The sequence below is a fragment of the Agarivorans sp. genome (genome assembly GCF_050295395.1).
In the GTDB taxonomy this organism is placed as follows: Bacteria; Pseudomonadota; Gammaproteobacteria; order Enterobacterales; family Celerinatantimonadaceae; genus Agarivorans.
Genome location: NZ_JBNKPP010000259.1, coordinates 1 through 22,657 on the forward strand (window position 1 = coordinate 1; position 22,657 = coordinate 22,657).

Here is a 22,657-nt window from a genome sequence, read left to right on the forward strand (position 1 = left end):
AGTTGTGCCATACGCTGTGTTGTCTCTTATTTGCCCTTTAAGTAGGCAGTCTACAAAACTTAAAGAGTCAGGCTAAGCAATATTTAGCCGATTGAACAAATTTGAACTGTGGCGGCGGGTGTTTGTTTAGCCCAGTTGTTCACGCCTTTATATTGGCAGCCATAAGCCAAGGTTTGTTAGTGCTACGAGATTCATCTAAGTCACGGTTTAGCTGGCTAAAGCAAGCTTGCTCAGCATATCAGCCTAGGCAAACAGCAGTGCCAACTTATCTATATCGAAGCTAAGATAAGGCCACCGATTTAATCGAGCACCACACCGACATACCCCGTTTTAGCCCTAAATCATTCAATGATTTTCGAGTGATGCTAGCTAACAGGTGGGCGCCGTTACTTAGTTCTAATACCAGTAACTCGTGACCATTGGCCGGTTCGGCTGAGCGCTGTTGTACAATGACGGCGGGTAACTTATTGATTACCGAAGTATCTTGCGGCTGGTTGAGGCTAATTGATACGTCTGAGGCTAATACCCTACAGCGATAGCGCTCTCCTATCTTGCCTATGTGTCGGGGGGCCAAAATGTTTAAGCCGTTCATATCTAGTTGGGTAATGTCGTAGTCTAAATAGGCTTGCACTTTGGTATCGAAAATACTGCCTAGCTCGCTATCAAATACTGATTCTAAGCGAGGATCAGACATCACTTTAGGTGCCGCGTCACTCACCACCACCGAGCCGTTGTCAAATACCACGATGTGATCGGCTAAGCGCGCGAGCTCTTGCACCGAATGCGTCACATACACAATGGGTATCGATAGTTGGTTACGTAGGCGTTCTAAATAAGGAAGAATTTCTTGTTTGCGCTTAACATCCAGCGCCGATAACGGTTCATCCATCAGTAATAAACGAGGTGAGGTAAGTAAAGCGCGGGCAATCGCTACCCGTTGTTTTTCGCCACCCGATAATTGGTGAGGAGCACGATTTAACAGATGCTCTATGCCCAACAAGGCGGTCATCGCTTCGAAGCTAATTTTTTGCTGTGACTCTGCGACCCTTTTAAGGCCAAATAGGAGGTTATCTTTCACCGACAAATGAGGAAACAAGCCAGCTTCTTGAAACACATAACCCAATGGTCGCTGATGTGTTGGCAAAAACTGTTGTTTGCTGGAGTCTTGCCATACCTGGTCGCCAATGGCGAAATACGAATGCTCAAACTGCTCTAGTCCTGCCATGGCACGCAAACAGGTGGTTTTGCCCGAACCAGATGGACCAAACAATACGCTAATGCCTTTATCGGGCAAGCGTAAATCAACGTCAAGAACAAAGCCTTGGCGTTTAATACAAAATTTTGCGTAAATCTCGCTCACCACAGCTTGTCCTTAACTAAAACGAAGTCGATAACGGTTGTTCACCCAATGCATCAACAATAATGAAGCAAAAGAAAACAGCATTAAGCCGCCGGCCAACAGGTGCGCCTTGCCGTATTCCAAAGCTTCAACATAGTTGTAGATTTCAACCGACATCACTCTGGTTTTGCCCGGAATATTACCACCAATCATCAATACTACGCCGAACTCTCCCAAGGTATGACAAAAGCCCATGATGGACGCAGAAAAAATCCCCGGCCAAGCTAACGGCAAGGTAACGTGAAAAAAGGTATCGGTTGGGCTGGCTCGCAACGTGGCCGCCACTTCGGCGGGTTGAGTACCAATGGCTTCAAAGGCATTTTTTAAGGGTTGGATAACGAAAGGCAGCGAGTGAATAGTACAGGCCACGGCAATGCCAGCGAATGAGAATGGCAGTTGGGCGATGCCCAATTTATCTAAAGCTTGGCCAAAGGCGCTATTGGGACTGAGTAACACCAATAGATAAAAGCCCAGCACGGTAGGCGGCAATACCATGGGCAAGGTACATACGGCCTCCACCACGCCTTTAAAGCGGCTTTGGCTGTGACTTAGCCACCAACTAATGGGAATACCTATCACCAGCAGTGCAGCTGTGACGATAAACGCCAGCTTGAGCGTTGTTCCAACCACTAACCAGTCGACCATTTGTTACGTCCTAGTTTATAAACTTACTGATATCCATAGCTTTTTATAATCGCTTGGGCGCGTTCAGTTTTCAAATAATTTAAAAAGGCAGTCAGTGCTGGATTGTGTTGCCCCTTATGCAATATCACCGCATCTTGCAAAATGGGCTTATAGTAGTGCTTTGGAACTTCCCACACCGCACCCTTGCTATACTGCCCTTGCTGAAAGATCTGCGATTTAGCCACAAACCCTAGTTCGGCATTGCCACTAGCAATGAACTGATAGCTGGAATTAATCCCTTTACCCAGCACAAGCTTGGCTTGCACCGCCTGCCACAGTTGCATTTTGCTTAAGCTTTGCTGGGCGGCGAGCCCGTATGGCGCTAATTTAGGATCTGCCATTGCGAGGTGAGCAAAATCTTGCTGCATAAGACGATCGACTAAATCAACATTCTCCGCTGACGACCAAAGCACTAAACTGCCCTGCGCATAAGTAAAAGCACCACTTCCCAAACCTTTAGCTTGCAATTCTTTAGGACGGCGCCTATCCGCGGCAAAAAACAGCTCAAATGGCGCACCATTAATAATTTGCGCATAGAGTTGTCCGGTTGACCCAGTGCTAAGCAGCAAAGAATGTTCTGTTTGCTGACTAAAATCGGCGTTTAACGCCTTCATCGGCCCATAAAAATTGTTGGCCACTGCCACCATGGCGGTGGCAGCAAACGCGCTTGGCCCTCCTAGTAAAGATAAGCAAACCAACAAGCAAAGGCGCATATAATTCCTTGGTAAAAACATAGCTGGTAAAACTTCGCCATAAAACATAGTTAGGTCTTCAAACAAAGTCGCTATTAGTCAATCACTGTTCGGCTAAAGCTTAACTAGAAGTCGGCAGCTGGCCTATTTCTAACGAGTTTGAATACCTACGGGATACTCGACCTTAATTGATGCGAATAACGAAGTAAATTTTTAATTGCTCTATGGTTTTCAGTTAATTGCCGCTACCCCGTCACGCTCTTCATCATTAAATAAGTAAAGGCTGGGTTGGTCATTGGCAACAAAGCGACGCCGATACTCTGCAGGACTAACTCCTTTGACTCGATGAAAAATCTTGCGAAATGCGCCGCTATCTTGGTAACCCACCTGCCAAGCAATGTTGTCTATGGGGAGGCGGCTGTATTGGATGAGTTCACAGGCTTTGCTGACTCTAAGCTGCTGACAATAAGCTAAAGGATTAATACCGCAGGCTTTAATAAAGCGCCGTTGAAACGTACGCAGCTGTAGGCCTGCCTTGTCTGCTAAGTGCTCGACGGTAAAACTGGTATTGGCGTGTTCTTGCAACCAATGTTGAACGGTTAAAATGGCCTGGTCACCATGTTGTAGATTAGGAGAAAATAAGCTGTAAAGACGTTGTTCTCTACCTGGTGGGTCAAGCAACAGGGTTCGAGCTACCGACAGCATACAACTTGACCCGGCGAGTTTGTCGAGTAATTTCAAGCCTAAATCAGTCCACGCCATGACCCCGCCGGCAGTAATAATGTCACCATTATCTACCAGCAGTTTGTCTGTATTCCATTTCACCTTAGCAAAACGCTGCTGAAACTCCGCGGTATAGTTCCAATGGGTGGTGGCTTGACGGCCGTCTAATAAGCCAACTTGGGCCAAAATATAAGCACCGATACAGACGCTAGCCATAATTGCGCCCTGACGGTGATGTTCCAACAGGAAGTCACCATAAGGCTGTAAGTCCTCGATATTAGGCAGCCCCGCCAAACTGGGCGGAACAATTACAACGGCTAACGCTTGATGAGTCGCTTGTGGCTCGCTGTCATAGACACGACAACAGCGTCCCTTGTTGATTTGCCAATGGCTAATTCTAATTTGGTGATATTCAGTATTGGTATGTTGGCTAAGGTAACGATTGGCTACGCTAAATAGATCCGCCAAACCTAACACTGCCGATAGCTGAGCTTGCGGATACAACAGAATCCCTACTTCGATGTAATTGCTATGCATAGTTTGTCGTACTTGCCCTTGTTTATGTCATTTATGGCTCCAGACAAGTCTGCTCTGGCTATCGATAATGTCAACACTTTCAAGCCAATTTTGTTTTGATAAACAAGGAGTAAGATCATGAGTCAACGTGCGTTATTATTAATCGACTTTCAACAAGAATATTTATCTGCAGGCAAACTACCGCTACAACAGATTAATCAAGCGGTAGCAAAAGCTATACAACTACTTGAATATCACCGCCAGCTCGGCGACAACATTATCCACGTTCATCATGTCAACTCACAGCCAGAGGCAGCGATTTTTATTGCCGATACCCCAGCGATACAGCCGATTGATGGCTTGCAAGCAAGTGATAATGAGTTGGTATTGATAAAACACCGGCCTAATGCTTTTGTGCAAACCTCACTGGAGCAACTGTTAAAGGAGGCGAATATCAATGAGCTAATTATTGCTGGAGCAATGAGTCACATGTGTATAGAGGCAAGCACTCGGGCGGCGGTTGATCTAGGTTTTAAATGCACGGTCATCGAGAATGCGTGTGCGACTCGCGAGCTGGAATTTAATGGCGTAACTGTTCCGGCTAAGCAGGTACATGCTGCTAGCATGGCGGCGCTTGCCTTTGCCTACGCCGAGGTGGTGTCATATGAGCAATTTATCGGCGCTGTGGATTGAATCCACAGCTGCGACAACCAAGCTATTTAGCAAAGCTAACTTGAAAGGTATTTTTGTGGTTAGCGCGGGGCAGCAACATTAATTCAGCGCTGTGTATCGCGACAATGTCTTTACATATCGACATACCTAAGCCAGCGCCGTTTCCTTGATCGGAATGGCCTCGATAAAAGGCCTCAAAAATACGTTCGCGGGTGGTGTCGGGAATTGCCTCGCCGTTATCACAGATCAATACCTCAACCTGCTGTGGCAGGTTTTTTAGCTGCAATTGAATTTTGCTGCCGTGCCCAGAGTAACGAATGGCGTTATCCACTAGATTACGGAAAAGAACTTCTAATAAAGCCGGATCGCCTAAAACTTCGGCGGTATCGGCTTTCAAGCTGATTTCTTGGTGTTGAGTCAGTGCGAGAGGAACCAAATCGGCAATAATTTGCTGTAGCAAAGGCTTGAGCCTAACCGTAGTAATTTGCGAATGGGATGATGAACCATCCACCTTGGCAAGAGTGAGTAATTGATGAATTAACCTGTCGGTACGGTCGATGCCCAATAACAGGTTTTGCAGGTCACGCTCGCGTTGCTTAGGGTCCTCGGTTTGCATCGCATTTTCTACGTTTAAGCGCAAAATGGTTAAAGGGGTTTTTAATTCATGGGCGGCAGCACGAGTAAAGCGTTTCTCTTTCTGCCAAGCTAACTCTAACTGAACTAACAAGGTATTAATCGCATCAACTAGAGGCTGGAGTTCTATTGATTGATCAGCCACATGGATCCGGTCTAAACAGTGGGCGCTGCGTTGTGCCATGGCGATGCGCAGTTGGTCGATGGGTTTAAAATACTTTCTGATCAACCATAATAATACCACCAACAGCGTTGGCAGAAGGAACAGCTGCTCGACCAAAGTGGATAAGGCGATTTCATTGATAATTTCTTCACGAATGCTTTGATTCTCACCTGCCACAATGTACTCGCCTTGACGCTTATCGTCTGGAAAGGAGAGCTGAAAGGTTCGCCATTGCTCACCCGACACGAAGGTATCGGCAAAACCTTTAGTGGTAGCCGATTGCGATAAAGCACTCAATTCTGAGGCCGAGCTCCACAGTAACTTTCCGTCCCGATAGAACTGAAATACTAAAAATTGTTCATAGGGGTGGCCAAAGGGGGTCGGTTGGCTATCGTGTTCAGCCAGTTGTTCAATGCGCTGCATCCACAAATCAAAATCATTACGCTGATTCAGCACGCCTTTTTCCGCGTTGGATAAGGACATAGCCAGAAGCATTAGTTTGGCAGATTGGCCTAACCTAGCATCATAGACTTCTTCGACTTCGCGCTTGGCGGAGTTAAAACTAAAATACAAGGAAATGATGAGCAATACACTCACCAAAATACCCACTGAGAGGGTGAGCCGGCGTTTAATTGAATATGGAGTACTATTTTTCAAGAATATAACCTACGCCACGAATAGTTTTTACCGCCACTGTGGGTATTTTTTTTCGCAAATTATGGATGTGAACTTCAATGGCGTTATCGCTAGCGCCTTCGTCCCAGCCATGTAATGACTGCTGCAGTTGCTCTTTGCTTTGTACCCGTCCGGCATTAGTCAGTAATTGGGCTAAAATCTTGTATTCATTGCGGGTCAGTTTTAAAGGCTGTTGTTCAAAACAAATTGTTTGTTCCGATAAGGATAGGGCCAACGGCCCTACTTCGATCAACTGGTTGGCCGTGCCGGAGCGGCGCCGAATAAGTACTCTTAACCGAGCTAACAACTCTTCCAGCGCAAACGGCTTACCAAGGTAATCATCGGCGCCGGTGTCTAAACCTTGTACCCGGTCATCAATATCATCACGTGCGGTTAATATCATGATAGGAAGATCGTAACCGGCTTGACGGATTTGTCGTAACAGCACAAGCCCGTCAATATCGGGCAAGGTCAAATCTAATATCACCGCGGTAAAATCTTCAGCTTTGAGTGCATTCACCACACCAGCCGCACGGTCTAGCCAGTCAACGGTATAGCCATGGCGACTCAAGGAAGTCACCATGGATTGCCCCAATAAGCTATCGTCTTCAATTAGTAATAAGCGCATTAGTCGGTTAGTTTCGCCATCTTAAGGTTGATTTCTTGCCTGCGACCTTGGTCCGCTAAAGGACGCTCTGCCCTTGGTGCGGCATTTAAAGCCTTAGTAAAGTACATTTTTGCTTCTTGGTTACGCCCTTCTTCTAACAAAAAGTCCCCATAAAAATAATTTGGGTCAATTCCATTGGGATTAATGGCTAATGCCTGTTTTAACAATTGTTCGGCTTTGCCGTCATCACCGAAACCAATCGGCCACCCCGGTACTTTATAGTATAGAGAACCTAGGCTGGTATAGGCAGAACCGTCTAAAGTTTCTGGCGCGGTTTCAATCACTTGTTCTAACAACGCTTTGGCCTCTTTGGCCAACGATAACGCGCCCAAGCCTCCTTTTACCCCCGCCAATGAAGCCTTATTAATAGCTAACCATACGGTTAACGCTGGCGTAGGCGGTTCATGGGCTAGCACCTTTTCGGTATGCTGAATCAGTGTTTGAAAACACTGCTTTTGTTCAGACTTTTCCGGCGTATTATACTGGCAAATAGCCCAATTACTTTGAATTTCTTGAAGTTTTGTTTGGTTTGCTTGTGCTGGCAGACTGCTTAAAGCAGATAGCAGCGCCAATGCGCTAATAACGGAAATTGATCTCATGATGCACTCCTAATGCTTAACCCGGTTTAAATGCTGATTAATACTTTCTTTTTGTTTATCAATTGCCGCTGCAACCAAACGAGGAAACAATTGATTAAGCCGAGCAAAAAATTTCTCAGGCCAACCGATCCATTTACAAGGAATTTCCTTACGCAACACCGTTAAAAGGTGGCTGGCTACTACCTCGGGGCTATCGGTTTTATTACCTAGTTGTTGATTTAAGCGATTAACGGCTTGGCTATTTAAGGCCGTATCGGTGGCTCTGGGGGCGAGATAGAAAGAGCGGATTCCCGTGTGACTCAATTCTCTATCTAGCGCCTCCGTGAAACGCTGCAAACCCGCTTTAGCTGCACAATAACTGGTATAGCCGGGGTAACCTATCGAACCAAAAGTTGAACCGATGTTAACGATATACCCCGGTTGTTTAAGATGACTAAGCAAGGCTTGGCAGATTTGCATCGGCGCTAGTAAATTCACCTTTAATTCTTGCTCGATTTGTTGTGCAGAACGCTGGCTAAGTAAGGCAAAGCTGTTGTAACCGGCATTGTTTATCAATACATCAATTGCCTGACCTTGTTGAGCCAAGGCCTGCGCCAACTGCTTAATTGCCAAAATACCTGAGGGGCTGGTGATGTCAGCAAGCAAAATTTGGTGCTGTTGGCTATTAGTAAGTTCACTTTGCAAGGTACTTAAGCTGGCTTGGTTTCGACCAACTAATATCAGCCTAGCCCCTGCTTCAGCCAATGCTTTGGCCGTAGCTTGGCCAATTCCGCCACTGGCGCCAATAAGCATAACTTGGCTGTTGTTAATGTTCATTCTGGTGTACCTCAGGCAGCGTCTTGGGCGCTATATACCGGCAGTGTTTGCAACATATCGTGGTACAAACTAAATACCATGTTAGCGGCATCGATAATGACTTGTTGGTCTTCGCTCTTATCAACTTTGTTCATTAAAGACTCGAAGAATTTTAAGTGTTCATGGTCTAAGACGCTGTGTGAAGTTAAATAGCTCATGGCACTGTCTGGTAGATTAAGTTGTTGTTGAATTTTTTCAGCCATTTGTCCACCAATACCTACACTGGTGCCCTCTAATACCCAAACCATACCAAATAGTGCTAGTGGATTATGACGGTCAATTTGATGATATAAATATGCCACCATCAACTCTATGGCAGGGCAAACCTTACCCTCGCCTTCATTCTTACGAACCGCTTCGGCATCAGCGCCACACGCAGCAATATCGGCTAAGATCCACTCTTGATGGCCTTTCTCTTCATCAATATATTCGGCAATAGCCTCACGTAGCCATTCCTGTTCGCTTGGCAGGCGTCCACCGCAAGCCATGAGTAAGGGCACGGTATGTTTAACGTGATGGTAAGCCTGAGTGAGAAAAGCGATGTACATAGACTTTGAAATCTGCCCCTGTTGTACCTGCGCAATCACAGCAGCAGAAAGTAATTGCTGTTGCTTCACAGCAGTCGCTTGTTTGAGTTGTTCAAAAAATGAAGCCATGGTTTTTTCCTTTTTAATATTAATTGGTTACGACTTTAGTAAATCGATTCGAGTCACCATTTGTTCATGGAAACTCACGTTTGATAGGTTTTGCGAAAGTAATTCACTAACCGATTGCTCTAGCTGGTCGCGGCGAATTTTGCCGTTCGCAGTGAACCAATTGGGAATGGCATGCATTTTTTCTAACAGTAAAATGCGACCGATTCGAGCGTAATCAGGCAGTTTGCTATTGAGCTCACTGAGCTTTGCATCAATGTTGCTGGTGTGTTGACTCACCGCACATAACTGCTCTTGGCCATCGCCAGTGACAAATAACGGCACCCCTGGCAGTAAGGCCTGCGCTTCAGACTCTATCCACTCTGGAGAGATGTTGCGGCCAAAGGCAGTCACTAACAGGTTTTTCTTGCGGCCCAATAAATGCACGAAACCTTGTTCATCGATAGAGGCTAAATCACCCGTTGCCAGCCATTCTTCAATAAATGGGGCACTTAAATAGCCTAAGGCACTATTACCTTTAACCAGTAACTCTCCGTCTTCGGCTATTCGCAACTGTGAATGGCTTAAGGGTTTACCACAACTGCCCGCTTTAAAGGCTTTAGGGGTGTTTAAACATACCACCGAGCCGCATTCGGATAAGCCATAACCTTCGTAGGCAGGAATGCCTAAGTCATGGGCTGCGCTAATCAATTGGGCCGAGACACGAGCGCCCCCCACTGCTACAAACTTTAACGCCTGGGCCAATTGGCTATTACTTTGCACCAGTTTAATTAAGGCCAACAGTAAAGCGGGAGTAAGCACTAAACTCTGCGGTTGAATGTCGGCGAGTTGTTGGGCAAAGGCGGCGGCGTTAAATTGACTTGAGCCGAGTAAACCGAGTTTCCTTCCTGGATAGACATGTACGCTAGCGCCGAGCAAAATCGGCACATAAACACCTGTGATATTTTCCAACAAGGTCGACAAAGGTAACAATATTAGGTGTTTTCTAGCCAAACCCGTTACTGTTGTGGCTAATGAGCTAGCCACGGTAGATAAATGTTGCTGACTTAGGCAAACGCCTTTGGGTTGTCCGGTTGAGCCAGAAGTGAACGTAATTTTGCTAGTGCCAGCTAACAGCGGTACTGGTTTTGCTTTTGCGCGTCTATATACAGCAAGATTAGCGATGTAACCAACTAATAGTTGGTCAGCACTTTCTATCCAATCGCCAATTAAAGTGTCGGCGCCGGACTGTTCGAGACTATGCTCAACCTGGCTTTGAGTAAAAAAGGTGGGGATAGGCACCACCACTACATCCGCCACCATAGCGGCCAAGTCTACAACTAACCAACTAATACTATTTTCGGCTCTTAAGGCTAATACCTTCACCTTAAGGCTGGTGAGATTCGCCGCGGTATCAAACACTTGCTCGGCCAGTTGTTGATAGCTCAATTGCAGTTGTGTCTCTTGAGCCGTTTCTCCAACAAAAGCCAGTTGCTTAGGCCTGCTATTAGCGTGCCGTTTGAGTGATTCAATGATCGTATTCATCTTAGGCCTGCTTTATTTTTCGTTGTTGCAGCATGCGTAGCCGGCTTAAGCCTTTACTTAAGTTACCCGCGTAAACCTTGGGGTGGGTATCGTAGTATGAGCCCCAAATCTGTTGGGCATCGTTAACTTTGCTGGGACTTGCTTCAGCTATCAGTTTGGGTTCAAGCCCTAGCCGCATCATTAAGGCATGCAAAGGGTCGGTAGCAGTGAAAATACACCATTCAAAGCCCTGCTCGACTAATAACTCAGCTATAAGATAAAAGTGTAACGGTGATAAGCCTTTGGTGAAGGACGCGAGATGACCAAACTCCACCAAATTAGCGCGACTAATTGAGCAGTTAAATAGCTTGGAGACTAATTGTTCGGCTGGGCAATCCAAATACTGCTCTAAGTATAAGGCTTCGTTTTCTGCGGCTCGAAAACCACATACCGATAAGATGTTGCTGTTATCAATGAGTGCTAAATAAGCAGGCATGCTTTGCTTAACATTGGCCATAAAGGCTAGTTGATAACGTTGTTGAACATGAGTAACCACATTCTGCCACATAGGATGTTCGGGACCGACAATGTTTAATTGCGTGCTCGTTCCCACGTTTATTTCGGGGTACTTCATGAGCGTTTCCTTTCATTGCTAATTAAGCAATAAACTAAAACGCGAAACTTAAGATAGTCTTAAGAAAGTAAATTAATTGAAATTATTTAGATAAATGCGCAAAAGGAGACACCGTTTAGCGCTTTCTTGCGGTTAATTGCTGTTGAGTAAAACGATAAAGCCAATGCGCAATAACACAGCCGGAGCACAAGACATGGCTGTTTTTGCCGCTCAACTAAGCTTTAACAATAGGGCTTAGCAGTAGACTAAAACTCGTTATTAATTTTATCTAAGCTATCCAGTAGCACAGCCATTTGTTCTGGCTCGATGTGTTTGCTGAGCTCTTTCACCAAATCTAGATGTAATTGGTTATGTTGTTGATAAATCGCCTTACCCTGCTCAGTCAATACCACCACTATCGCCCGTCTGTCTTGAGGGTCGGCCACTCGTTCAACCAACTTAGCGGCCACTAACCTTTCAATTTGCACAGTGAGTGTGCCGGTAGTGATGGCGAGCTTTTCCGCAAGGTCCTTCATTCGCAGTGCTTGATGGTGTCCTAGCACTTCAATGGTATGAATTTGCGCCAAGCTATAGGGCGTATCTTTTACCACCGATTGTTCCCACGAAGACATTTTATCGTAAAACTCTGTAAGCGAACGGTTCAACTTTTCGATGTTTTTCATTGGCTTGTAGGTTGAATTTCCAAAGTAAGGTGATCAATTTTATCAAATTTTTGTAGCAAGCGCTGGTAATCTTGAAAGCTTTTATTGGCTTGATCTTGTATCGATATAGCAGCTGAGTAGTTATTGGCACCGACCTTCCATATATGCAGGTCTAAGACTTTTGCGGTTTCAGATAAGGCTTGCTCTACTGCAGCGCAATAGTCGCCATCAATACTCTCATCTAGCAATATTGGACTGGTTTGTTTCAACAAATTAAACGTCCATTTAGCTATCACTAAAGCGCCAACGGCACCCATTACAGGATCTAGCCAAGTCCAGCCCTGATATTTACCAAATAACAAAGCAACAATCGCCAGCACTGAAGTCAGCGCATCTGCTAGCACATGCAGATAAGCGGCTTGAAGGTTATGGTCATGCTGATGTTGATGTGAACTAGTAGGCTCATGGTGGTGATGGCGAGCCTCAGAATGATGATGGTGGTCATGCAGTAACCACATACTCACAGCGTTAACCACAAAACCAATTATGGCAACAAGAATAGCTTGATCGAATTGGATGGTTTGAGGGTTAAACAAGCGATGGGCGGATTCAATCAACATTACGATTGCAACCAATCCGAGCGCGATTGCACTGGTAAACCCACCCAATACACTCACCTTGCCGGTACCAAAGGAGAAACGTGTGTTATTGGCATGTTTTTGTGCATAGCGATAGGCAAATAGCGTAATGCAAAAAGCAGCTGCGTGTGTGCCCATGTGCCAGCCGTCTGCCAGCAAAGCCATAGAGCCGTAAACGGTTCCTGCGATGATCTCTACCGTCATGGCGATCAGTGTTATAGCTAACACCCAAATGGTGCGACGTTCTCCTTGGTAATTATGCGAACTGAAATTGTGATGGTGTTCCTTTACCATGCTAGTCCCTCATAGTTTGATCATCAAACTATATTAAATTTAAATGATTTGATGATCAAACTAAATTTCAAATTCAAACAGTAGGTAAGCTTGTCGTGCTGACACAGACAAGTGGACTTAATCTGCTTACTCATAATTATTAAACGGTATTTAAATTCAAACGACGGCTTATCGCCTGAGAGGTGATACAACAGGTGATACAGCCGATGTTTTTTTCTCGATGGACGAGTTCGCAGGCAGCCCATACTGTAAGCGCTCTATGCAGGCTTATTGCGAGCGCTGTTTGTAAACAAGAGTAAAGTGATTACTTTGCTTAAATCCGAGTAATGTCAAACTGTCAGATCTAACAGTGACGAAAAACGGACTTAAGTGCTTTAATTTATTCAACTATTCGTTTAAACCGTTTAGTTCTTGCGTTTCTCAACTACAAAAAGTTGGGTAGTATTGCTCCCGCTCATTTATGTTAGTTGATATGTTTTTTTGAGTTGCCACTATGTCTTAGTGGCTTTTTTTTTATTCTTCTCACTTTGCCACATCGCAATGTTTAGTTTATTTGTTTACCCATTTACTGTATAAGCCCGCATAGCAGGCTATTAGCGAGGTAATCTTATGTCTAAATTTTTTTATAAAGGTCGTATTGAGAAGAAACCAAAACATCAAAGCTTTGGCTTTAATACCAAGCGCGTGATCAAACCAGGATCCGCCGAAGCCCCTCTGAGTTTATCGGTTCATACACAAGAAAAGAAACAGCAGCTGTTGGTTTTGGCTGAACGTGAAAACATTTTTGTTGATATTAGCGTAGATCCCGATCAAGAAGAGCGTACAGAGCAACTAGATATTTATTTAAAAAAACCAGAAACCTCGCGGCAGGCTAAAACACCTAAACGAAATGAATTATGCCACTGTGGCAGTGGCAAAAAGTTTAAAAAGTGTTGTGCTTAATGTTCAACGGCATTTAATTTAACGCTTGCCAGTGCAGCTCAATTTCATTGTTGGCAGTGGTGACATAAGCCGATTCTTCGGTGATGGTAACCGACATATCCATGGTTCGTTCAACGAAACTAGCTAAGCTGGCTATTTCTTGCCAATCAAACTGCCAGAATGCTATCGGAAGTTGCTTGGTTTTACTTGGCAGTTGTTGCCACCAAGTGGTTGATTTAGAGTTAAAACTGTAAATTTTAACTTGTTTTGCAGAGCGAGCCGCTTTTTTCAATCGCTCTGCTGTGGGTTCACCAACATCAATCCACAACAAAGTGTCTTGCTCCAGCGATTTTTGCCAAATATCAGGCTGCTCTACTTCGCTTAAACCTTTGGTAAAGCCAAGCTCCGGATCAGCATTCAAGCAAAACGCCATTACTCTAGCCATCATCCGTTCAAGCGTCTCTGAGGGATGTTGAGCAATAGTTAAATTAACTGTGTCGTAGTAATTGCGGTTAAGGTCAGATAAAGATATCCGGAATTTATAAATGGTTGGTTTAAGCGCCACTGTTGTGCCTTTGTTAATAGGTTGCCTTAACTACTGCAGCCAAGTGAAACAACAGTGCAAGAATGCGCTTTTTTACTTTTATTTTCAATAACTAATTATTGGTTTTAGACACCTATAAGAGCTTGTATTTAATCGGGATAGTTGTTTCGAATTTCGACAAACTCGTCAAAATTCTCAATCAACAAATCAACCAATTTAGGATCAAAATGTTTGCCTTTCTGTTCAATGATAAAAGCCTTAATTTCGTGATTATTCCATGGCTCTTTATAAGAACGTTTAGAACCAAGCGCATCAAACACGTCGGTAATGGCCATGATACGCCCCACCAACGGAATTTCTTCACCGGATAATTGCCGAGGGTAACCGGTTCCATCCCATTTTTCATGATGGCATAAGGAAATTTCAGCGCCAAGGCGAGCGATTATTTTATTTGAACCAGCTAATAGGTCATGGCCCACTTGAGCGTGAGTTTGCATAACTGCCCACTCTTCAGGATTTAACTTACCTGGTTTATGCAATATTGATTCGGGAATAGCAATTTTTCCTAGGTCATGCAAAGGCGCCGCGTGTTTTAGGGCTTCTACATATTCACTTTCAAAACCTAATTTTTTCGCCATCAATTCACAGATTAAAGATACCCGTTTCACATGCGAACCGGTTTCTTTACTGCGTTGCTCAATCGCATCACCGATAATGAATATCAGTTCTTTCTGAGTTTCTTGGATCTCTTCTTTGATGGTGAGGTTTTCAAAAGTAAGGGCGATATTGGTTGCGAATACTTCCAAAAGCCCTTTCTCTATCTCGTCGAGAGGTTTTTCGTGTTGCACATACAGTAAGCTGACACTGCGGCTATCGGTGGCATAAAACCCGACATAACAACTTTCGGTGACAAGGGTTTTCTTTTCTTCAAGCGCTTGTTTCAACAGTTGTTTTACATTATCTGGAATTTTACTGTGGTCGAAATCATCTTCGTTATGTTCGTTGGTAACAAAATCACCCGTGGCGGCCAATACATTAAATGATTGATGGCGCAGCACATCCTCGGTTAGCGTAGTGATATACATGGCTGAACCTTCAAGCTGAAATAATTCAACCAACTGTTTCAATACCGCAGAGCCGAAATGAAATAAGGTTTTACTTTTTAACACTAACGACGTCGATTCAATCACTTGCATTAAGCCACGACGATGGCGCTCAATGAAAAGAATATCTCGGTAAGAGCGAATAGCTGAATAGGTAATAGTTTTTAGTTTGGTGGCAGTGAGTTCGGTTTTACTCTTGTAATCGTTGATGTCGTAATCTTTAATCACCGACTCTTCAGGAGCTTGGCCTGGCTGGCCAGTCCGTAGAATTAAACGGGTGGCATGATTTTGCTTGGTTTCCCTAATCCAGCGAACTAACTCTAAACCGGCATGATCGGTTTCCATCACCACATCAACTAGAGCAATGGCGATGTCGTTGTGTTCATCAAACATCCGCTTTGCTTCGTCTGCACTGTAAGCTGAAAGAAACTCTAGCTTATAACCATCAATTTCAACGTCGGAGAGAACCAAACGCGTTACCGAGTGAATTTCTGCTTCATCATCTATCACCAATAGCTTCCATGTTGCTTTGGTAACATCCTCCTTGGGTTCCTCGACATCGTCGATGAAAAGAAAGTCACTCATGCCCTACTCCGTATTCTTTAGATACAATAAAATTAGATCAGCAAATCCATAATATCAAAGACTATTATCAAGATACTGATGAAAACTTAGAGGCTAAACCACTATTCCCCATTTAGGTGATTCAAAAATGCCAGATTGTTCGATAAAATCGACGCAAACTCAATAACTTGAAATTCATGGAAAGTAAACTAACTAGCACCAATATTTGGCCGCCAACGATTATTTTGGCCTTAGCCAGCGCGATGCTTATTTGGTACACCGAACTGTCCAGTAGTGTTCAAGACATCATTTATTGGATGCCTTATGGGCTCGCAGCTGTAACGGCGATGTTGGCCATCTTATTTAATCGTAGACAACTTATCGTTGTGGTATTGGTAAATACCTTCAGTTATTGGTTAATCGTTCAATACTTGCAACAACCTTTGGATGTGCCACAAGCTAAGTTAGCCTTCACCTTGGTATGCTTATTTATTCCATGCAACATGGTATTGAATTTACTGATTAAGGAAAACGGCAGCAAAACTCTGCGTGCTTGCTTACATTATTGGTTGTTAATCGTACAAGTTGTCGTGATTACTTCGGTAATTAACTATTTATCTTTAGACGCCCAACCTTTAATTGAAAGTTGGTTTGCCCCTCGTCCGATTGATGGCTTAGTCATTAGCAGCGGCGCTTTGGCAATCGTCACTTTGTGCTTGGTGATAGCCTTTGTACGTTTAGCACATCGCCCTACCAGCTTAACCATAGGCCTGTTTTTTAGTTTTGTTGCCAGTATTTTCCCCTTAGCCTTTCTTGACCGCGAAGCCATTTCTTCGGTGTTTTTTAGTGCGTCGATGTTAATTGTTCTCTATAGCGGCTTTAGAGCTTCTCATGAATTAGCCTATCGAGATGAATTAACCGGCTTACTTGGCCGACGGATGTTATTTGAACGCCTTGCAGGGCTATCCAAAAACTACACTCTAGCGATGGTGGATATCGACCACTTCAAAAAGTTTAACGATACCTATGGTCATGATGTTGGTGATGATGTTCTGGCAATGGTGGCCTCTAAATTAGACCAAGTAGAAGGTGGAGGTCAGGTGTTTCGTTATGGTGGAGAAGAGTTTACCGTATTGTTTAAAGGCAAAAAACTAGACCACGCTATTGCATTTTTAGATGACATTCGCGATCTAATTGCTGCCACGCCCTTTGCCATTAGGGACAAGAGTAGCCGTGAAAAAGCCAGTAAATCGGCACGCAAAGAAAATACCAAACCCCACAATACCGTACAAATTACCGTAAGTATTGGTGTGGCAGAAAAGTCTAGCCAGCATGCTAATGCCGAAGAAGTGATTAAAGACGCCGATAAAGCCTTATACAAAGCCAAAGACAAAGGCAGAAACATTGTTGTTGGCTAATTTAAGATAAAAAAACGCCAAGCGAACATACTTGGCGTTTTGGGGTTTAATTGAGTTTTAGTCGTTAAACTACAGCAGCAATCGCCGAACAAAGGGCATCCATGTTGTCCTTAGTCATACCCGCTACGCTGATACGGCCAGAACCTACAATGTAGACCCCGTATTTATCTTTTAGCTCAGCTACTTGCTCTTTGCTTAAACCAGAGAACGAGAACATACCATTCTGACGCTGAATAAAGCTGTAATCACCGCTAGCGCCTTTAGCCGCTAGCGTTTCAACAAATAAATCACGCATTTCTTTGATGCGATCTCGCATTTCAGCCACTTCAGCAATCCATTGGGCTTTAAGCTCAGGGTTTTGCAAAATAGTAGTCACAACCGCTGCACCGTGAGCTGGTGGATTTGAGTAGTTAGCACGAATGCCTGCCTTAACTTGACTGAATGCCGTTGCACCCTGCTCTTTATCTTCAGCAACCAGAGTGAAAGCACCGACGCGTTCGTTGTATAACCCAAAGTTTTTAGAGAACGAACTAGCTACTAATAGCTCTTTAATTTGTTCGGCAAAAACGCGCAAACCAGCGGCATCTTCTTCCACACCAGTAGCGAAACCTTGGTAAGCAAAGTCAAACAAAGGTAGCACTTTTTTACTCGCGCTTAGGGAGGCTAAGGCTTTCCACTGCTCAAGTGTTGGGTCAATCCCGGTTGGGTTATGACAACAACCATGGAACAGCACTAAGTCACCTTCTTGCACTTGCTCTAGAGATTGCAACATAGCGTCAAAATCTAGGTCTTTGCTGTCTGCGTCGTAATAATCGTAAGGCTTAACTTCTAGGCCAATAGCCTTGAAGATGTTGCCATGGTTAGCCCAAGTAGGGTTGCTTACCCAAATGGTACGTACACCTAAATGGTTATAAGCAAACTCGGCAGCATTATGCAGTGCGCCAGTGCCGCCTGGGGATTGAGCTGTAAAAGCGCGTTGGCTGCTAACGATTTCACTATCTTCGCCAAACAACAACTTTTGCACTTCTTTACCGTAAGCTGCATTACCTTCAATGCTGAGGTAAGATTTAGTGTTTTCGGTTTCTAGAAGGTGTTTCTCTGCAATCTTAACCGTATCTAAAACAGGGGTTTGACCCGCTTCGTTTTTATAGATACCAACCCCTAGATTAATTTTATCGGGACGTGAGTCTGCTTTAAAAGCTTCAGTTAATCCTAAAATAGGATCCGCTGGGGCGGCGATTACGCGCTCAAACATAGTTTCCTCTCTGCTATAAACATTCCTGTATCCAGCGAAGATTACCTCAACTAAACAAGGCTGTCTTTAGTCTCAGAACAAAATATCAGGAAATTTTTGATTTCACGCATTTATTTGGTTTAAGCGTTTATTTTTGCTAATTTGGCGACTAAGGATTTCCCCCGAGGAAGTCATTCGATTAAGATGCTAGCAAGGGCTTTTTAGAGAAGTAACTTTATGGAATTAAGTTTAGGTTTTGTTGTTAAAAAATGGTTAGGCTCGCTGCTTATGCCACTCAACATTTGTATTCTCCTGTTGTTACTCTCGTTCTACTTTGGCATTACCCGCCGCCCCTATCGAGCTGCGCTTAGCTTGTTCCCTGCCTTAGCAATTTTGTTGTTAACCAGTAATCCTTGGTGGGTTAATCAACAGCTACTGAAACAAGAACGTGCCATTCAAGCGCCTACAGAGTTAGTCAATAGCTTCGATTTTGTGGTGGTATTGGGTGGAGGCCATATTAGTGACCCGGCGTTATCGGCCACCGAACAACTGAGTCGCTCTTCGTTTGCGCGGATTACTAAAGGCATTGAGCTAAGCCGAATCAACCCCCAAAGCCGTTTGATCGTTTCTGGTTATGGCGGTAGCGATCCCAATAGCAATGCCGAGTTGATGGAAAAAGTGGCTCGTCAGGCCAATATTCCGCCAGCCAACATCATTACTATTCCTAAAGCCAAAGATACCGAACAAGAAGCTGCGGTGATTTCTACCTATATTGGCCAGCGCCCCACGGCCTTAGTGACTAGCGCTACTCATATGCAACGCGCACTACAACAATTTCAACGTTACTCAAATAATATTAGCCCTGTGCCTACCGATTACCTTGGTAAAGAAATTCAGGGAGAACAACGACTTTACGAATTCCTACCGGATTCTCGCTTTATCTATCGCTACGATGCGCTATGGCATGAAAAATTAGGCATCTGGTGGCAACAAATTCGTGCTTATTTTTCGTAATCGTTTGTTTTAGATCAGCTATAGCCAGTTTTAGCGAGATAATTTTGCTGAAACACTACGTTTTTGTAAGAAATTCACTATAATCGAGCCAATTTATTTAAAGGAGATACGCACAATGAGAACACCTCTTGTAATGGGTAACTGGAAACTAAACGGTACTAAAGATTCAGTAACCGCATTAGTAAACGGCTTAATCGAACCTGCTAAAGCAGCTACTGGCGTGCAAACTGCTATTTGCCCACCTGTTGTATTTTTAGGTCAAGTTGAAGCCTTAGTGGGTGACGCTCCTATCGCTTATGGCGCCCAAGACGCCAGTGTTAATACTTCTGGCGCTTTCACTGGCGAAAACTCTCCAGTAATGCTTAAAGAATTTGGTTGTACTTACAGCCTAGTGGGTCACAGTGAGCGTCGTCAGTACCACAACGAAACTGACGAAGTTGTTGCCGCTAAATTTAAAGCCATCCAAGAAAATGGTCTTGTTCCTGTACTATGTATTGGCGAAACCTTGGAAGAAAATGAAGCTGGCAAAACTGAAGCTGTAGTTGAAACTCAACTTAAAGCGGTAATCGACCTTTGCGGCGTTGAATCTTTCGAAAACGCGGTAATCGCTTACGAACCAGTTTGGGCTATCGGTACTGGTAAATCAGCGACTTCTGAGCAAGCTCAAGCAGTTCACGCTCACATTCGTGGTTGGTTAGCTGCACAAAACGCAAGTGTTGCTGAAAAAGTTCAAATTCTTTACGGTGGTAGTGTTAAAGCCGCTACAGCTAAAGAACTGTTCTCTCAAGCTGACATCGATGGCGCCCTAGTAGGCGGCGCATCTTTGCTAGCTGACGAGTTTGGCGCGATCATCGCCGCTGCAAACTAAGACTGTTTAAAATAATGAAGAGCCGCTGATACCAGCGGCTTTTTTTTAACTGATTTTTACCAACTGCTGTTGCATTTTAGCGATCTCATCACGTACCGCAGCCGCCTGTTCAAATTCTAATTCCTTGGCATGATTAATCATTTGTTTTTCTAGTTGAGCAATACTCTTCAACAAAGAATCAGCCGACAGCGCCGCGTATTTGGCCTTACCTTCGGCGGCAGTAGCCAGCTTAGATTTACCAAAGTTACTAATATCCGCCACTTTTTTGTTCAATTTTTGCGGCACAATACCATGCTCAGTATTGAAGGCCTGCTGAATCTCACGTCTACGCTTAGTTTCGCCAATCGCTCGCTCCATAGAGCCGGTGATCTTATCACCATAAAGAATGGCCTTACCCTGTGGGTGACGAGCGGCGCGGCCAATGGTTTGAATTAGCGAGCGCTCCGAGCGCAGAAAACCTTCTTTATCTGCGTCCAAAATAGCCACCAAAGACACTTCTGGCATGTCTAGGCCTTCTCGCAATAAGTTGATGCCAACTAGTACATCAAATACCCCCATGCGTAGATCACGAATGATCTCTACCCGCTCTACGGTATCAATGTCAGAATGCAAATAGCGCACTTTGACTTGGTGTTCGGTGAGATACTCACTAAGATCTTCGGCCATGCGCTTAGTTAAGGTGGTCACTAATACCCGCTCATCTATCGCCGTGCGCAAGCGGATTTCTGAGAGCAAATCGTCGACCTGAGTATTCACAGGCCGCACTTCAATTTCTGGGTCTAATAAGCCGGTTGGCCTTACTACTTGCTCAACAAACTCTTGATTGGTTTTATCCAGCTCATATTGGCTAGGTGTGGCAGAAACAAAAATAGTTTGCGGCGCTATTTGTTCAAACTCTTCAAATTTTAGAGGGCGATTATCCAAGGCCGAAGGTAAACGGAAACCATAGTTAACCAGATTTTCTTTACGCGAACGGTCACCTTTGTACATGGCGCCAATTTGCGGCACGGTAACGTGGGATTCGTCGATAATAAGCAAACCATCAGCCGGTAGATAATCAAGCAAGGTTGGGGGTGGCTCGCCCGGTGCGCGATTAGAGAGATAACGTGAGTAGTTTTCAATGCCCGAGCAATAGCCCAGCTCATTCATCATTTCGATATCAAATAAAGTGCGCTGGGAGATACGCTGTTCTTCAATTAATTTATTAGCGTCTAATAATTGTTTCTTACGCTGGTTCAGCTCTTCTTTAATCGCGTTAATCGCATTTAAAATGGTCTCGCGCGGCGTTACGTAGTGAGTCTTAGGGAAGATAGTCACGCGGGCCATCACTTCTTCCTCTGCTCCCGTAAGCGGGTCAAAGCTACTTAAACGCTCCACCTCACCGTCAAACAGCTCGATGCGAATGGCATTTTTGTCTGATTCTGCAGGATAAACATCAATCACGTCGCCACGTACACGAAAGGTAGAACGCTGAAAAGCGGCGTCATTGCGTGAATACTGTAGCTCAGCTAAGCGACGTAAAATCGCGCGCTGGTCGATCATGTCACCAACACTAAGATGTAACATCATTTGCAAATACGACTGTGGGTCACCTAAGCCGTAAATTGCCGATACCGAGGCTACCAACACCACATCACGGCGCTCTAACAACGCTTTGGTCGCGGATAAGCGCATTTGCTCGATATGAGAGTTAACCGAGGCATCCTTTTCAATAAAGGTGTCGGTGGTCGGCACATAGGCCTCTGGCTGATAATAGTCATAATACGAAACAAAAAACTCTACCGCATTGTTAGGAAAAAACTCTTTCATTTCACTGTAGAGTTGCGCGGCCAAGGTTTTATTTGGTGCAAGAATAATCGTTGGACGGTTGAGTTCCGCTATTACATTAGCCACGGTGAAGGTTTTACCCGAGCCCGTCACACCTAATAGGGTCTGGTGAGCGAGGCCATCTTCAAGTCCTTCAATTAAGGACTTGATTGCGCTCGGCTGATCACCCGCGGGTTGGTAATCGGAGACTAAATCGAATGGTTTTTTCATTAATTTGTTCCAGTTGAAGGCAACGAAGCTCAATGGCCATTTTACGCAAATTTGCCAGAGAATAAATAAAGATGAGCTGCGCCAAAAGCGAAGTTCAGAACCCTTAGCAGAGAATATCGCGATAAAAAATAAATTAGAATATTACCCTTAAATGTGGATAGAAATGTGCGTGTAACAAAAAGTAATGCACACTAACTTTAGATAAATTACAAGTGTTTTTTTTAGCCCGTTTATTAATTGAGCTTTTATACTAACTAAATTGTAAGTTATTGAATTCATTATTGTTGCTTGAAAATCAGACGCGGATCATATT

At 44.3% G+C, this 22,657-nt stretch carries 22 protein-coding genes; 5 read left to right on the top strand and 17 right to left on the bottom strand.

Features of this window, described 5'->3' with window-relative positions:
- Window positions 1-280 precede the first annotated feature (280 nt).
- The 4 genes from modC to ACQY6Q_RS15095 all read right to left on the bottom strand — a co-directional run bounded on the left by modC (window position 281) and on the right by ACQY6Q_RS15095 (window position 4,035).
- A complete protein-coding gene (gene modC / locus ACQY6Q_RS15080; RefSeq protein ID WP_427982618.1) occupies window positions 281-1,360 on the bottom strand; it encodes a molybdenum ABC transporter ATP-binding protein in 1,080 nt (359 codons plus the stop codon).
- Between the two features lie 12 nt (window positions 1,361-1,372).
- Window positions 1,373-2,044, bottom strand: a complete 672-nt coding sequence (gene modB / locus ACQY6Q_RS15085) for a molybdate ABC transporter permease subunit (protein WP_427982620.1) — start codon at window positions 2,042-2,044, stop codon at window positions 1,373-1,375.
- 23 nt (window positions 2,045-2,067) lie between these two features.
- The gene (gene modA / locus ACQY6Q_RS15090; protein WP_427982622.1) at window positions 2,068-2,796 is read right to left on the bottom strand and encodes a molybdate ABC transporter substrate-binding protein; all 729 of its coding nucleotides are present in this window, start codon (window positions 2,794-2,796) and stop codon (window positions 2,068-2,070) included.
- Between the two features lie 210 nt (window positions 2,797-3,006).
- On the bottom strand, window positions 3,007-4,035 hold the full coding sequence (locus ACQY6Q_RS15095) for a GlxA family transcriptional regulator (protein ID WP_427982623.1): 1,029 nt from the start codon (window positions 4,033-4,035) through the stop codon (window positions 3,007-3,009).
- A gap of 117 nt (window positions 4,036-4,152) precedes the next feature.
- Here ACQY6Q_RS15095 and ACQY6Q_RS15100 point away from each other — a divergent pair, with 117 nt between their 5' ends.
- Window positions 4,153-4,707 carry a cysteine hydrolase family protein gene (locus ACQY6Q_RS15100; protein WP_427982625.1) on the top strand — a complete coding sequence of 185 codons (555 nt, stop codon included), beginning with the start codon at window positions 4,153-4,155 and terminating at the stop codon, window positions 4,705-4,707.
- A gap of 22 nt (window positions 4,708-4,729) precedes the next feature.
- Here the strand turns inward: ACQY6Q_RS15100 and ACQY6Q_RS15105 are convergent, their stop codons facing one another.
- The 9 genes from ACQY6Q_RS15105 to dmeF form a co-directional block, all read right to left on the bottom strand.
- Window positions 4,730-6,139, bottom strand: a complete 1,410-nt coding sequence (locus tag ACQY6Q_RS15105) for an ATP-binding protein (protein WP_427982626.1) — start codon at window positions 6,137-6,139, stop codon at window positions 4,730-4,732.
- Complete coding sequence (locus tag ACQY6Q_RS15110; RefSeq protein ID WP_427982628.1) at window positions 6,129-6,785, bottom strand: response regulator; 657 nt, start codon at window positions 6,783-6,785, stop codon at window positions 6,129-6,131. The genes ACQY6Q_RS15105 and ACQY6Q_RS15110 overlap by 11 nt, the downstream gene beginning before the upstream one ends.
- Window positions 6,785-7,423 (bottom strand): tetratricopeptide repeat protein, encoded by a 639-nt coding sequence (locus ACQY6Q_RS15115; protein WP_427982629.1) that lies wholly within the window; start codon window positions 7,421-7,423, stop codon window positions 6,785-6,787. Before ACQY6Q_RS15115 ends, ACQY6Q_RS15110 begins: the two co-directional genes overlap by 1 nt.
- A 9-nt stretch (window positions 7,424-7,432) precedes the next feature.
- A complete protein-coding gene (locus ACQY6Q_RS15120; RefSeq protein WP_427982630.1) occupies window positions 7,433-8,239 on the bottom strand; it encodes an SDR family oxidoreductase in 807 nt (268 codons plus the stop codon).
- An 11-nt stretch (window positions 8,240-8,250) separates the two neighbouring features.
- A complete protein-coding gene (locus tag ACQY6Q_RS15125) occupies window positions 8,251-8,934 on the bottom strand; it encodes a TenA family transcriptional regulator (RefSeq protein WP_427982631.1) in 684 nt (227 codons plus the stop codon).
- Between the two features lie 27 nt (window positions 8,935-8,961).
- Window positions 8,962-10,455: an AMP-binding protein gene (locus ACQY6Q_RS15130; protein WP_427982632.1), complete on the bottom strand. Its 1,494-nt coding sequence runs from the start codon at window positions 10,453-10,455 to the stop codon at window positions 8,962-8,964.
- A 1-nt stretch (window position 10,456) separates the two neighbouring features.
- Window positions 10,457-11,068 (bottom strand): thermostable hemolysin, encoded by a 612-nt coding sequence (locus tag ACQY6Q_RS15135; RefSeq protein ID WP_427982633.1) that lies wholly within the window; start codon window positions 11,066-11,068, stop codon window positions 10,457-10,459.
- Between the two features lie 245 nt (window positions 11,069-11,313).
- On the bottom strand, window positions 11,314-11,730 hold the full coding sequence (locus ACQY6Q_RS15140) for a MarR family winged helix-turn-helix transcriptional regulator (protein ID WP_427982634.1): 417 nt from the start codon (window positions 11,728-11,730) through the stop codon (window positions 11,314-11,316).
- Window positions 11,727-12,641 (bottom strand): CDF family Co(II)/Ni(II) efflux transporter DmeF, encoded by a 915-nt coding sequence (dmeF, locus tag ACQY6Q_RS15145; protein ID WP_427982635.1) that lies wholly within the window; start codon window positions 12,639-12,641, stop codon window positions 11,727-11,729. Before dmeF ends, ACQY6Q_RS15140 begins: the two co-directional genes overlap by 4 nt.
- A 609-nt stretch (window positions 12,642-13,250) precedes the next feature.
- On the opposite strand from dmeF, the gene ACQY6Q_RS15150 reads away from it, so the two are divergent.
- Window positions 13,251-13,583 (top strand): PBPRA1643 family SWIM/SEC-C metal-binding motif protein, encoded by a 333-nt coding sequence (locus ACQY6Q_RS15150; protein ID WP_427982637.1) that lies wholly within the window; start codon window positions 13,251-13,253, stop codon window positions 13,581-13,583.
- A 13-nt stretch (window positions 13,584-13,596) separates the two neighbouring features.
- Here the strand turns inward: ACQY6Q_RS15150 and ACQY6Q_RS15155 are convergent, their stop codons facing one another.
- Both ACQY6Q_RS15155 and ACQY6Q_RS15160 read right to left on the bottom strand, forming a co-directional pair.
- A complete protein-coding gene (locus tag ACQY6Q_RS15155; protein WP_427982639.1) occupies window positions 13,597-14,127 on the bottom strand; it encodes a YaeQ family protein in 531 nt (176 codons plus the stop codon).
- 128 nt (window positions 14,128-14,255) lie between these two features.
- Entirely contained in the window at window positions 14,256-15,794 is a 1,539-nt protein-coding gene (locus ACQY6Q_RS15160) for a DUF3369 domain-containing protein (protein WP_427982641.1), read from the bottom strand.
- Window positions 15,795-15,970: 176 nt separating this feature from the next.
- Between ACQY6Q_RS15160 and ACQY6Q_RS15165 the strand changes: the two genes are divergently transcribed.
- Window positions 15,971-17,191, top strand: a complete 1,221-nt coding sequence (locus ACQY6Q_RS15165) for a GGDEF domain-containing protein (RefSeq protein WP_427982644.1) — start codon at window positions 15,971-15,973, stop codon at window positions 17,189-17,191.
- A 64-nt stretch (window positions 17,192-17,255) separates the two neighbouring features.
- On the opposite strand, the gene ACQY6Q_RS15170 is transcribed toward ACQY6Q_RS15165, so the two are convergent.
- On the bottom strand, window positions 17,256-18,446 hold the full coding sequence (locus ACQY6Q_RS15170; protein WP_427982646.1) for an amino acid aminotransferase: 1,191 nt from the start codon (window positions 18,444-18,446) through the stop codon (window positions 17,256-17,258).
- Between the two features lie 216 nt (window positions 18,447-18,662).
- On the opposite strand from ACQY6Q_RS15170, the gene ACQY6Q_RS15175 reads away from it, so the two are divergent.
- On the top strand, window positions 18,663-19,439 hold the full coding sequence (locus ACQY6Q_RS15175; protein WP_055731693.1) for a YdcF family protein: 777 nt from the start codon (window positions 18,663-18,665) through the stop codon (window positions 19,437-19,439).
- A gap of 115 nt (window positions 19,440-19,554) precedes the next feature.
- The gene (tpiA, locus tag ACQY6Q_RS15180) at window positions 19,555-20,307 is read left to right on the top strand and encodes a triose-phosphate isomerase (RefSeq protein WP_427982647.1); all 753 of its coding nucleotides are present in this window, start codon (window positions 19,555-19,557) and stop codon (window positions 20,305-20,307) included.
- Window positions 20,308-20,352: 45 nt separating this feature from the next.
- Here tpiA and uvrB read toward each other — a convergent pair whose 3' ends face one another.
- Entirely contained in the window at window positions 20,353-22,344 is a 1,992-nt protein-coding gene (gene uvrB / locus ACQY6Q_RS15185) for an excinuclease ABC subunit UvrB (protein WP_427982650.1), read from the bottom strand.
- Window positions 22,345-22,657: the final 313 nt, after the last annotated feature.

Bases quoted from the DNA above. Each gene is read 5' to 3' on its own strand.
- modB (WP_427982620.1), bottom strand. From the start codon at position 2,044: ATGGTCGACTGGTTAGTGGTTGGAACAACGCTCAAGCTGGCGTTTATC.
- modA (WP_427982622.1), bottom strand. From the start codon at position 2,796: ATGCGCCTTTGCTTGTTGGTTTGCTTATCTTTACTAGGAGGGCCAAGC.
- ACQY6Q_RS15095 (WP_427982623.1), bottom strand. From the start codon at position 4,035: ATGCATAGCAATTACATCGAAGTAGGGATTCTGTTGTATCCGCAAGCT.
- ACQY6Q_RS15100 (WP_427982625.1), top strand. From the start codon at position 4,153: ATGAGTCAACGTGCGTTATTATTAATCGACTTTCAACAAGAATATTTA.
- ACQY6Q_RS15110 (WP_427982628.1), bottom strand. From the start codon at position 6,785: ATGCGCTTATTACTAATTGAAGACGATAGCTTATTGGGGCAATCCATG.
- ACQY6Q_RS15115 (WP_427982629.1), bottom strand. From the start codon at position 7,423: ATGAGATCAATTTCCGTTATTAGCGCATTGGCGCTGCTATCTGCTTTA.
- ACQY6Q_RS15120 (WP_427982630.1), bottom strand. From the start codon at position 8,239: ATGAACATTAACAACAGCCAAGTTATGCTTATTGGCGCCAGTGGCGGA.
- ACQY6Q_RS15125 (WP_427982631.1), bottom strand. From the start codon at position 8,934: ATGGCTTCATTTTTTGAACAACTCAAACAAGCGACTGCTGTGAAGCAA.
- ACQY6Q_RS15130 (WP_427982632.1), bottom strand. From the start codon at position 10,455: ATGAATACGATCATTGAATCACTCAAACGGCACGCTAATAGCAGGCCT.
- ACQY6Q_RS15135 (WP_427982633.1), bottom strand. From the start codon at position 11,068: ATGAAGTACCCCGAAATAAACGTGGGAACGAGCACGCAATTAAACATT.
- ACQY6Q_RS15140 (WP_427982634.1), bottom strand. From the start codon at position 11,730: ATGAAAAACATCGAAAAGTTGAACCGTTCGCTTACAGAGTTTTACGAT.
- dmeF (WP_427982635.1), bottom strand. From the start codon at position 12,641: ATGGTAAAGGAACACCATCACAATTTCAGTTCGCATAATTACCAAGGA.
- ACQY6Q_RS15150 (WP_427982637.1), top strand. From the start codon at position 13,251: ATGTCTAAATTTTTTTATAAAGGTCGTATTGAGAAGAAACCAAAACAT.
- ACQY6Q_RS15160 (WP_427982641.1), bottom strand. From the start codon at position 15,794: ATGAGTGACTTTCTTTTCATCGACGATGTCGAGGAACCCAAGGAGGAT.
- ACQY6Q_RS15165 (WP_427982644.1), top strand. From the start codon at position 15,971: ATGGAAAGTAAACTAACTAGCACCAATATTTGGCCGCCAACGATTATT.
- ACQY6Q_RS15170 (WP_427982646.1), bottom strand. From the start codon at position 18,446: ATGTTTGAGCGCGTAATCGCCGCCCCAGCGGATCCTATTTTAGGATTA.
- ACQY6Q_RS15175 (WP_055731693.1), top strand. From the start codon at position 18,663: ATGGAATTAAGTTTAGGTTTTGTTGTTAAAAAATGGTTAGGCTCGCTG.
- tpiA (WP_427982647.1), top strand. From the start codon at position 19,555: ATGAGAACACCTCTTGTAATGGGTAACTGGAAACTAAACGGTACTAAA.
- uvrB (WP_427982650.1), bottom strand. From the start codon at position 22,344: ATGAAAAAACCATTCGATTTAGTCTCCGATTACCAACCCGCGGGTGAT.